This window comes from uncultured Campylobacter sp., assembly GCF_905371695.1.
Taxonomy (GTDB): Bacteria; Campylobacterota; Campylobacteria; order Campylobacterales; family Campylobacteraceae; genus Campylobacter_A.
In genome coordinates this window covers 1-11,020 of sequence record NZ_CAJPMA010000056.1, presented here as the reverse complement: position 1 = coordinate 11,020, position 11,020 = coordinate 1, and the positions used below count along the sequence as shown (strand labels likewise).

Sequence of the window (11,020 nt, the reverse complement as noted above, 5' to 3'; positions counted from 1 at the left end):
CTAAAAAGCAAGCGGTAGAAGCTATTAAAGAATACGCCGAAAAATGCGGCATGCCTTACGTAAATCATCGCTGGCTAGGTGGCATGATGACCAACTTCGGCACTATCCGTCAATCAATTCGCAAGCTTGAAGTAATCGAAACTATGGAAGAAGACGGCTCTATAAATTTACTAACTAAAAAAGAAGCTCTAATGCTTCGCCGCAAAAAAGAGAAGCTAATCGCGACTTTGGGCGGTATCAGAAATATGAAAAATTTACCGGATATGGTATTCGTCGTCGATACGGTCAAAGAAAAGATCGCCGTCGCCGAAGCGAACCGCCTAAAAATGCCGGTAGTTGCGCCCATAGATACGAACTGCGATCCCGATGTCGTAGATTTCCCGATTCCAGGCAACGACGACGCGATCCGCTCGGTTCAGCTTTTCTGCCAAGAGATGGCAGAAGCTATCAATGAAGGCAAATCGCTACTAGAACAAGACGCTGACGCCGCGCCTCGCGAGGAGGTAAGTCAGGCCGAAAAGGACGAAGTCGTAGCCGAAGCTATGAGCGAAGAAGATTTTAGCGGCGAGGACGAAGAATAATGGAAATCACCGCGCAAATGGTAAAAGAGCTCCGCGAAAGTACCGGAGCGGGTATGATGGATTGCAAAAAGGCGCTAAATGAAGCTAACGGCGATATGAATAAAGCCGTAGAAATTTTGCGCGAAAAAGGGCTCGGTCAGGCGGCTAAAAAAGCCGACCGCCTAGCTAGCGAAGGGCTAGTAACCGTCGAAGTTTGCGGCGAGTGCAAGAAAGCTACGATCTCCGAAATTAACTCTGAAACCGACTTTGTAGCTCGTAATCCGCAGTTTCAAGCGCTTACTAAAAATACGACTGCGCATATCCAATCAAGCGGTTTAACTAGCGTAGAGGAGTTAAGCGCAAGCGTAATTAACGGCGTAAAATTCGAAGAATATCTAAAAAGCCAAATCGCTACCATCGGCGAAAACCTAGTTGTCCGCCGCTTTGAAACGATAAGCGCGGGTACAAAAGGCGTAGTAAACGGCTACGTGCATTCAAACGGACGCGTAGGCGTGTTAATCGGCGCTACTTGCGAGAGCGAAGAAGTAGCTAAAAAAGCGCAGGATTTCGTTAGAAATCTTTGTATGCATGCAGCCGCGATGAAGCCGGAAGTTATTAGTTATAAAGAGCTCGATAAAGAATTCGTACAAAAAGAATTTATCGCTCTTCGCGCCGAGCTAGAAAAAGAGAACGAAGAATTTAAACGCCTTGGCAAACCGCTACATCACATCCCTGAATATGCGAGCCGCTGCCAAATCGGCGAGAGCGAGCTAGCAAAAGCTACCGAGGCGATAAAAGCCGAGTTAAAAGCGGAAGGTAAACCGGAGAAGATTTGGGACAAAATTATCCCTGGTAAAATCGAGCGATTCTATGCGGATAACACCGTGCTAGACCAGCGCCTTACGCTTTTAGGGCAGTTCTATGTAATGGACGATAAAAAAACCGTAGAGCAGGTAATAGACGAAAAAAGCAAAGAGCTAGGCGGTAAGATCGAAATTGTAAAATACGTTCGCTTCGAGCTCGGTGACGGATTAGAGAAAAAAGTCGACGACTTTGCCGCCGAAGTCGCCGCTCAAATCGGCTAAAATGGAAATTTTAAAGGGCGCAAATCTCGGTTTTGCGTATGATTACGCGCTCTTTGAAAATGTAAATTTAGCATTAAATGCGGGCGAAAGCACCGCGATACTAGGCGTGAGCGGGTGCGGTAAAAGCACCTTGCTTCACATTTTATCTACGCTTTTAAAGCCCGATAGCGGTGAAGTAATCTATAAACAAAAATCGCTTTATGAGCTTTCTCAAAATGAGCTAATCAAAATTCGCCGCTTTGATTTCGGCATAATTTTCCAGTCGCATTATCTTTTTAAAGGATTCTCTGCACTTGAAAACATAGAGCTTGCGAGCATTCTTTCAAACGAGCCTATCGACGCGGCTTATCTTGAAGCACTTAAAATTTCGCACGTCTTGCAAAATAAAGTCGGAGAGCTTAGCGGCGGGCAGCAACAGCGCGTCAGTATCGCTCGCGTGCTTACTAAAAAGCCGCGCGTGATCTTCGCCGACGAGCCGACTGGAAATTTAGACAAACAAACCGCAAACGACGTAATGCAGACGCTTTTTAGCTACGTAAAGCAAAATAAAGCCGCCTTGGTTTTAGTAACTCACGATAACGATCTAGCCGCAAAATGCGACGATATATACAAATTAGAAAATAAAGAGCTTTTAAAAATTTCTTAGCACCGCGCCGTGCGGATTAAGGAGATGGAATGAAAAAATTGGTTTTAGTTTTTTTACTCGTCGTTTCTTTTGCGTATTCAAGTGACGTAAAAGGATTGGAAGATAAGTGCGAAAAAGGCGAATCCATCGTTCCTTGCGATCTTGCGGCGGAGGCGTATTTTTACGGCGAAGGAGCGGAAAAAGATTACTCGAAGGCTTTAAAATTTTTTAAAAAGGCTTGCGACGGCGGGCTTTACAATGCCTGCTTTAACCTAGGCGCAATGCACGAGGAAGGATACGGCGTAAAAAGCGACGTTAAAACGGCTATGAAATTTTACGAGCTATCTTGCGAGGGGGAATTCGGCGAGGCCTGCGAGGCATTAGCTCAAATTTACGAAAAAGAAAAAGACGGACAAAAAACGATCTTTTACCGCGAGAAAGGATATAAATTCGGCGCTTGGCTATCTTGCGAATTTATGGCAAAATTTTACGAAGAAAAAGATAAACAGACGTCTGCCGACTACTATAAAAAAGCTTGCGAATACGGCAAAGAGCGGGCGAGGGGACAAATTTTACCCGTCGGCGCAATGAAAATAAAAGCCGCCTGCGACAAGGCGGAGGAATTTTGACGCCAGGCTTAAATTCGACTAAACGAACGAAAATTTATAAAGAGCGAAAATGGAGCTAGTTCAGTTTTTCGGCGCCGATAAAACTATCGCTTTTATGCTACTTTTCGCGCGTATCAGCGGACTAATGGCGTTTTTCCCGTTTTACTCGCATATGCAAATTCCCGTCGTCGCAAGAAGTATTTTTATTTTTACGATCTGCTTGATTTTATTTCCTATGGCGCGCGTCGGCGAGCACGAGATAAATTTCTTAGTCGTCGAAATTTTAAGCGAGCTAATGCTAGGACTTTGCGCCGGATTGCTGCTTACTATCGTATTTGCCGCGCTGCAAATGGCCGGCGAGCAGATCTCGATGGTGATGGGCTTTTCGATGGCGACGGTGCTAGATCCGCAGACCGGCACGAGCTCACCCGTAATATCAAACGTTATAAATATGATGGCGTTGCTTACGTTTTTGATATTCGACGGGCATCACTTGTTGATAAATTTTTACGCTTCGTCACTGGAATACATTCCGCTGGGCGAGTTTTACCCGAAGGCCGGCGTGCTGACTTACGCGCTAAAAACGTTTGCGAATCTTTTTATGTTCGGCTTTATTTTGTGCTTTCCTATTATTGCGCTCTCGCTGTTATCGGATGCGATATTTGGGATGCTGATGAAGACGATGCCGCAATTTAACTTGCTAGTCGTAGGCTATCCGATAAAAATCGTCATCGGTTTTGCGGTTCTAATTGCGATACTTGCCGGAATGATGAAAATTTTTAGCGATCTTAGCCTGCAAATTATTAACGATTTGCCGAGCCTATTTTTTTAAAATTTAAGTAAATTTATAATAGAATAGACCCCTATTTAAAGGAGATATAAATGAACGTCGCACTGATAAATAAAAATCCCACCGTCTCGCGCCTAATTACGCTTAGCTTAAATAAACTCGGCGCCGATTATATCGAGATCGACGAGGCCGGGAAGCTGGATGGAAATTTTGATTACATCGTAATCGATAGCGAAGTCGGTAGCGACGGCGTTGATTTAAAAGCCTACGCGCCCGTGATCATGGCGCTCGTTCCGCGCGGCAAAGAAAAGCCGGAATTTGCCGACGCGGTACTTGAAAAGCCGTTTTTACCGACGGAGTTCATAGAAGAGATTCAAAAAATCGCCCCGCAAGACGCGAGCGCGCCTAGCGAAGAAAGCGGATTTGCCGATTTCGAGGATAGCGACAAAACGGTAGACATTAGCGAATTTGAAAATTTTGAGTTACCGAGCATTGACGGCGAGCTAGAAGACGAGTTAGAAAAGGGCGCCGAGCCTGCGGCTATCGACGAACCCGAGGAAACTCCTGAATTAGAAGCGGCGCAAGAGGTTGAAAATTTAGCGATTAGCGAGGCGGGTGAGGAAAAAGGCGACGAGAAATTCGAGACGATCGAGGACGGCGACGACTTTGATCTGAGCGATTTTAAATTCGACGATTTGGATACGGCAGACGAAAAGACGGACGAAATTTTAGAGGAAAAAGAAGAGCCAAAAGTCGAGCCGGCCGAGCCTAAAAATAGCGACATAGACGAGCTTAGCTCGCTAGTAGACGAGATAGAAAATATGCACGAGGCTAGCGAGGAGCAAACGGCGGGCGACGAAAATTTAGAAGATTTCAAACTGGACGCGAGCGATCTCGTAGCCGATGAGCAAGCGAACAAGGAAGATGAAGTAATCGCGCTTAAAGACGAAAATTTAGCGCCTACCAACGATGAATTCGCGGACTTTAAAGTAGATATTAACGAACCCGTCGCGCCTACAAATACACCTGAACCTGCGGATGCGAGCGCGTCTAGCGCCGAGGACGACGACGTTTACGGGTTAAAACCGCTTGACGACGAGTTTGCCGACTTTATAGTAGACGAAGCTAGCGAGTTAAAAGAGGAGGCGCAGGATATACCGCTTAAAGACGTAGGCGATGAAGCGGCGATCGGCGACGTAAGCGCCGACGAGGTTGATTTGGACGATTTTGCGGTAGATGAGTCTAGCGCGGGCGAAGCCGCACACGAGGCGCAGACGGCGCAAAATAGCGAGCCTGAGTCACAGGATGACGTCGTACCGATTAAAGTCGAGACTGAAAAAAGCTTAGCGGATGAGATAAATTTAGACGATTTTAATATAGATTTCGACGAGCCCGTCGAGATTGCGGCGCAAGAGTCTGGCTTAGAGGAGAGCGGGCCTGAAAATTTAGTCGAAGAGACTAGTGAAATTTCGGCTCAAGAGCCTTTAAACGAAGGCGGCGAATATGATTTTGCCTACGTAGATACCGACGTGCAAGCGCAAAGTAAGGCCGTAAACGAGAATTTAGACGAAGTCTTAGGCGCAGAAGGGCAAACAAGCGGCAATGAATACGACTTTACTTACGTGGATACGGGCGCAAACGAGCCTGCGCAAAGAGAAAATTTAGAGCAAGAAATAGCCGATAATTTCGACGATATAAAATTTGACGATGCGGCTAGCGAGGAAACCACAGCCGATACGGACGATAAAATTTCGGACGAAATAGAGCCGCAAACAACTAGCGCGGTAGAGGAAATGAGCGATGAAATTTCGTCCAAAGCCGTCGAGCCTAAAATAAGCGAGCCTGAAATTTTACCTGAGGCTACGCAAAATGACGAAGCTCATCTAGTAGAGCCGTCAAATGCGGCAAGTATAGGCGAGATAGACGAGAACTCGATGCTAGCGGCATTTGGGCTGCCGACTGCTAAACCGAAAGTCGCTAGCGCCGAGCACGACGAGCTGAAAACGCAGCTCGGCAAAAAGATAGCCGACCAAGTGGTTAGCTCGCTTGACGCTAATTTGATCCGCGAAGCGCTAAAAGGCTTAAACATTAAAATTACGATAAGTTTTGAGGAAAAATAGCTTTGATGAAGGGTCAAATTTTAATCGTCTCCGGACCTAGCGGCAGCGGCAAAAGCACGCTTTTGGGACGACTTTTAAAAGAGGAAAAAGGGCTTTATTTTTCTATTTCGAGCACCACCAGAGCGCCGAGGGATGGCGAAAAAGAGGGCGTTAATTACTATTTTATAAGCGAAGCCGAGTTTAAAAAAGGTATCGAAAAAGACGAATTTTTAGAGTGGGCGCAGGTGCATAAAAATTTTTACGGCACTAGTTTAAAGCCCGTAATTAGTGCTCTTGAAGCAGGTAAAATAGTAATTTTCGATATCGACGTACAGGGCTTTCACATAGCGCGAGAGAAATTTAAAAGCTACATCACGTCTGTTTTTATTACGACCGTAAATAAGAATGAGCTTAAAAAGCGCCTAATAAGCCGCGCCACGGATAGCGGAGAAAACATCGAAAATCGCCTAATGAACGCAGTCGGCGAGATGGAGCATATTTTAGAATACGACTATTTTTTAATTAACGACGATTTAGAGAAGAGTTATAAGGGGTTAAATTCGATTGTGCGCTCAATGCGTCTAAAAAGCTCGAAAATCGACCTTCATCAAACGATAGAGAACTGGATCGATTGTTAAATTTTATGAAATTATGATAATATTGCGAAAATTTCAAAGGAGAAAAGATGGGGATTAGCGTTCAGCAATTGTTAATTATTTTAGTCATTATAGTTTTACTATTTGGCGCAAAGAAAATTCCTGAGCTGGCAAAAGGACTAGGCAAGGGTATAAAGAGTTTTAAAGCCGAAATGGAAGACGAAAAGCCTACCGAAAAGGTAGAAAAACAAGTGGACGACGAGGCAGGCGAGGCAAAAATAGAAGAGACTAAAAAAGCGTAGGTTCCCGTATTGAAAGAGATCGTAAAGGCCGAAATTTCTAAAATTTTAGGTCGCGAAGCAGCGCTTGAAAGGCCGAAGGACAAGACGTTGGCGCACTACGCGATGCCGACTTTTAGCCTTGCAAAAGAGCTTAAAAAATCGCCCGTAGCGATAGCTAGTGAGCTTGCCGCAAAATTTGAAAGAAGCGAAATTTTCGAGGTTAGTGCGGTAAACGGGTATTTAAATTTTAAGCTTACGGCCAAATTTCTAGACGCAGTTAGCACGGCCGCGTTAAAAAACGGCGAGAAATTCGCAGGCTTTGAAGCGAGTCGTCCTATAAATTTTGCGGGCGCGCAAGCTAAAAACGCTGAAAATTCGGCCGAAAAAGAGAGTTGTTTTATAGAATATATTAGCGCAAACCCGACTGGACCTTTACATATCGGACACGTGCGCGGAGCGGTATTTGGCGATACGCTAGCTCGCATCGGTCGGTATTTGGGACATAGAATTTTAACCGAGTACTATATAAACGATGCGGGTAATCAAATCGACCTATTAGGCGTATCTATCTCCCTTTGGGCGCGCAAAAACCTTTTTGGCGAGACGGTCTCGTATCCTGAAAAATATTACCGAGGCGAATACATCGAAACGATCGCGCGAGAGGCGCTTGAAAAATTCGGTAAAGAAATTTTCTACGATGAGGCGCGAAATTTAGAGCTTGCGCAATTCGGTAAAGACCGCGTGCTTGAAATTATCAAAAAAGATCTCGCCGACATCGACATAAAAATAGATAATTGGGCTAGCGAAAAGAGCTTTTACGGCAATCTGGGAGCGACGATAGAAAAGCTGAAAAGATCGGGTCAAATGTACGAAAAAGACGGCGCAACTTATATCGCCTCGACCGTGCTGGGTGACGATAACGACCGCGTCGTGGTGCGCGACGACGGGCGTCCTACCTATTTAGCCGGCGATATCGTCTACCACGACGCAAAATTCGGGCAAAATTACGACCGTTACGTTAATATATGGGGCGCAGACCACCACGGGTATATCGCGCGTTTAAAAGCGGCGATTCATTTTTTAGGCTACGACGAGAGTCGCTTGGAAGTTATTTTAATGCAGATGGTAAGTCTCTTAAAAGACGGCAAGCCGTATAAAATGAGCAAACGCGCCGGCAATGCGGTGCTAATGAGCGACATCGCCGCAGAGATCGGCGCGGACGCATTGCGCTTTATTTTCGTAAGCAAGGCTAACACGAGCAGTTTGGAATTCGACGTCGATGAGCTGAAACGCGAGGATAGCTCAAATCCGATTTACTATATCAATTACGCTCACGCCAGGGTAAATCAAGTTTTCGCCAAAGCCGGTAAAACCTCTACGGATGTAGAGGCGGCTAGTCTCGAAAATTTAAACGATGCGGCTAAAAATTTACTATTTGAGGCGCTTGAATTGCCGGAAATTTTACGGGATTCTTACGCGTCGAAACAACTTCATAAGATTCCAGATTATCTAAAATCTCTTGCGGCGAGCTTTCATAAATTTTATAACGAAAACCGCGTCGTAGGCAGTGATGGAGAGGACGCTCTGTTAAAGCTTTTTGCCGTCGTCGCGCTCTCCTTGCGCACGGCGTTAGGGTTGCTGGGGATCAAAGCAAAAGAACGAATGTAATGGGCGCAAGCGGGTGCGCAAATGCGCCCGCCTCGGTAGGCCTCTTAAAATCCATATAAAATTTAAAGGGCGAAAATGGACGTAAAATCCGCAATGGACGCGTTTTTAGCAGATCCTAGCGAAGCGAACGAAAAGAGGCTCATAGCATGCCTAAAAAAGGCGGAATTTTTCGCACCGATCGTAGCCGCCGCACCGCTAGCAAAACCTGACGGTAACGCATTTTATGAGGAAGAGGGCTCAAATATAAAATTCGCGCTTTTAGAGGACGAGGATACGAACGAGAAATTTTTCCCCGCATTTACAGGCCGCGACGAGATAATAAAATGGCGTGCCGATAGCGAACAGGAGGCGATAAATTTGCGCCTAAAAGACTATGCAGCGATGCTTGGCGGCGAAAAAAACGAGTGTGCGGGCGTCGTGATAGACGCATATTCGCACGCTTTAAGACTGGATTGTAATTTTTTCAAGGCGCTATTTGATTAGCGCGCCGATTTAATAAGGCAAAAGAAAAGCTCGGAGCTTTGCTTAGGCGTAGGCAACGTCTTAAATGGCGGGTTATAGATATCTAGGCCCGGTAGGCTTACAGAAGGTTCGCAGCAGTTTTGCAAATGCTTGCTTACCGTATGGCGTCGCGCGCGATTTGTAACCGCGCGGTCTAGCGAACTCGTCCAGGAACGGATACCGAGTCGTCGTCGAGCGAGCTTAAAACGAGGCGCAACCCCCCCCCGCCGACTGGCAAAATTTAAGAGTGACGCGCGGCAGAAATTTACGTAAGATTCCAGCTAGGCTTTAATTTTATTGAGGAACTCTTCTATGTTATATTTTGCGCGGTATTCAGGACTCATTAGATGTATTAAAATATCGCCCAGATCGCACACGACCCACTCGCCTGAGCTTTCGATGCCTAAAAATTCTTCGCCCAAAGGTTTTAGCCCCAGTTTTAAATCATCCGTTAGCGATAGCGCGTGGCGCTCGCCCATCGTCGTAGCGATAACTACGAATTTCACGAAATAGTCGCGCTCTCTCATATCAAAGACCTCGATTTGTTCCGCCTTTTTCTCGTCTAAAATTTTGACGATTTCTCCGATTCTTTTTTGAAAATCCATCTTTATCCTTTGTAAAATTTTATCACTTCGTCTCTAATCGCCGCTGGTATCTCGTTAGGCGTTTGCAATCTGCGAATTTGCGACGAACTAACGTCCACGTGAATGTCGATCTTTGCTAGCTCGCTAGGTATTTTTATGTGATTACGCTCGGCTACGACGAAGGTTACGAGTTCTTTTAGGTGCGAAATTTCGTGCCATTTATCAAGGCTTGCTAGGTGATCGGCGCCGATGATTAGATAGAATTTAGAAATTTCGTACCGCGCGGCTAGATATCGTGCCGTTTCGATCGTTGGGACGGGGCGGTTTTGCGAGATTTCAAAATCCGAAATTTCCGCGCGCTCCAATCCTTGCCAAAGCGCGCGCGTCCATTTTAGGCGAAGCGCGGGAGGCGCCGAAAAATCGCTTTTAAAAGGACTTATAAACGTAGGCATTATGATTAATTTATCGATATCAAGCCCGCCAAGAACGGTTTTTACGATGCTATCGTGTCCTAAATGCGGCGGGTCGAAACTACCGCCGAAAAGCGCCAAATTCATATTTTAAACCTTAAATTTTAAATCCTAAGCTTATCCAAAATGACGTAAATTTGAGTTGAAACGATAAAAATAGATCGAGTAAAGCAGACTTAAAGCGCTTTTTTGTAAAATTTGACAACTTCATACAAAGGAATTCTCAATGGTAAAAATCGCGATCAACGGTTTTGGACGTATCGGTAGGTGCGCTGCTCGTATTATTTTAGAGCGAGATGATGTTGAGCTTGTCGCTATCAACGACACGGCGACGCGCGACATGACGCGCTATCTGCTCAAATACGACAGCGTGCACGGCGAATTTAAGCAAGACGTTAAGGTGATAAGCGACGATTTTATAGAAGTAAACGGCAAAAAGATAAGAGTTTTTTCAACAAGAGATCTAAACGAGCTTAGCTACGCAGACTACGGCGCAGACGTGGTTTTAGAGTGTACGGGCAAGTTTTTAACCACTGAAAAGTGCGAGCCCTATCTAGCTCGCGGCATCAAAAAAGTCGTCATGAGCGCTCCGGCAAAAGACGACACGGCGACGTTTGTAGTCGGCGTAAACGACGATAAATACGCAGGCGAAGCGATCGTCTCAAACGCAAGCTGCACCACAAACGGCCTAGCACCCGTCGCAAAGGTGCTAAACGATAAATTCGGCATCGTAAAAGGGCTCATGACCACGATCCACGCCTACACAAACGGCCAAAGCTTGGTTGACGTGAAGGCCAAAGACTTCCGCCGCTCGCGTGCTGCGGCCCTAAATATCGGGCCTACGACCACCGGAGCCGCAAAAGCGATCGCAAAAGTACTTCCCGAACTAAACGGCAAGATGCACGGACAAAGCGTGCGCGTGCCGGTCGCAAACGTCTCGATGGTTGATCTAACGGCGGTTTTAAAAAGACCTGCTAGCAAAGAGGAGATAAACGAGGCGTTTAGAGCGGCTGCTGAGTCGAATTTGAAGGGAATTTTATTCGTCGATGACGATTATAGAGTTAGCAGCGACTTTTGCACGAGCGCATACAGCAGCATCGTAGCTAGCGACACTACGCAGGTTATTGCGGGTGATATGGTGAAGGTCTTTGCG

General features: G+C 45.9%; 13 protein-coding genes. 11 read left to right on the top strand and 2 right to left on the bottom strand.

The genetic code is table 11. From position 1 onward, the window contains the following. From rpsB to QZ147_RS06105, 10 genes are all read left to right on the top strand, one after another. On the top strand, nt 1-581 hold a 581-nt coding region (rpsB, locus tag QZ147_RS06150), incomplete at its 5' end, for a 30S ribosomal protein S2 (protein WP_295148236.1). Continuing rightward, entirely contained in the window at nt 581-1,645 is a 1,065-nt protein-coding gene (tsf, locus tag QZ147_RS06145; protein ID WP_295148233.1) for a translation elongation factor Ts, read from the top strand. The genes rpsB and tsf, both read left to right, overlap by 1 nt. A 1-nt stretch (nt 1,646) precedes the next feature. Next, nucleotides 1,647-2,291 carry an ABC transporter ATP-binding protein gene (locus QZ147_RS06140; RefSeq protein ID WP_295148230.1) on the top strand — a complete coding sequence of 215 codons (645 nt, stop codon included), beginning with the start codon at nt 1,647-1,649 and terminating at the stop codon, nt 2,289-2,291. 29 nt (nt 2,292-2,320) lie between these two features. Then, nucleotides 2,321-2,899, top strand: a complete 579-nt coding sequence (locus QZ147_RS06135; RefSeq protein ID WP_295148227.1) for a tetratricopeptide repeat protein — start codon at nt 2,321-2,323, stop codon at nt 2,897-2,899. Nucleotides 2,900-2,948: 49 nt separating this feature from the next. Beyond that, nucleotides 2,949-3,710 carry a flagellar biosynthetic protein FliR gene (fliR, locus tag QZ147_RS06130; protein WP_295148225.1) on the top strand — a complete coding sequence of 254 codons (762 nt, stop codon included), beginning with the start codon at nt 2,949-2,951 and terminating at the stop codon, nt 3,708-3,710. Nucleotides 3,711-3,760: 50 nt separating this feature from the next. Beyond that, nucleotides 3,761-5,788 (top strand): hypothetical protein, encoded by a 2,028-nt coding sequence (locus QZ147_RS06125; RefSeq protein WP_295148223.1) that lies wholly within the window; start codon nt 3,761-3,763, stop codon nt 5,786-5,788. A gap of 5 nt (nt 5,789-5,793) precedes the next feature. Then, nucleotides 5,794-6,405, top strand: coding sequence for a guanylate kinase (gene gmk / locus QZ147_RS06120; protein WP_295148220.1), 612 nt, complete (start codon nt 5,794-5,796; stop codon nt 6,403-6,405). Between the two features lie 47 nt (nt 6,406-6,452). Further along, complete coding sequence (tatA, locus tag QZ147_RS06115; RefSeq protein WP_295148217.1) at nt 6,453-6,665, top strand: twin-arginine translocase TatA/TatE family subunit; 213 nt, start codon at nt 6,453-6,455, stop codon at nt 6,663-6,665. 9 nt (nt 6,666-6,674) lie between these two features. Next, nucleotides 6,675-8,312, top strand: a complete 1,638-nt coding sequence (argS, locus tag QZ147_RS06110; protein WP_295148215.1) for an arginine--tRNA ligase — start codon at nt 6,675-6,677, stop codon at nt 8,310-8,312. Between the two features lie 75 nt (nt 8,313-8,387). Next, nucleotides 8,388-8,795, top strand: coding sequence for an SseB family protein (locus QZ147_RS06105; RefSeq protein WP_295148212.1), 408 nt, complete (start codon nt 8,388-8,390; stop codon nt 8,793-8,795). A 299-nt stretch (nt 8,796-9,094) separates the two neighbouring features. Here QZ147_RS06105 and rsfS read toward each other — a convergent pair whose 3' ends face one another. Together rsfS and nadD are read right to left on the bottom strand one after the other, a co-directional pair. Beyond that, nucleotides 9,095-9,418, bottom strand: coding sequence for a ribosome silencing factor (rsfS, locus tag QZ147_RS06100; protein WP_295148210.1), 324 nt, complete (start codon nt 9,416-9,418; stop codon nt 9,095-9,097). Between the two features lie 2 nt (nt 9,419-9,420). Further along, nucleotides 9,421-9,954: a nicotinate (nicotinamide) nucleotide adenylyltransferase gene (gene nadD / locus QZ147_RS06095; RefSeq protein ID WP_295148207.1), complete on the bottom strand. Its 534-nt coding sequence runs from the start codon at nt 9,952-9,954 to the stop codon at nt 9,421-9,423. 139 nt (nt 9,955-10,093) lie between these two features. Between nadD and gap the strand changes: the two genes are divergently transcribed. Next, nucleotides 10,094-11,020 (top strand): type I glyceraldehyde-3-phosphate dehydrogenase (gene gap, locus QZ147_RS06090; protein ID WP_295148204.1); only part of this gene is annotated, 927 nt, incomplete at its 3' end.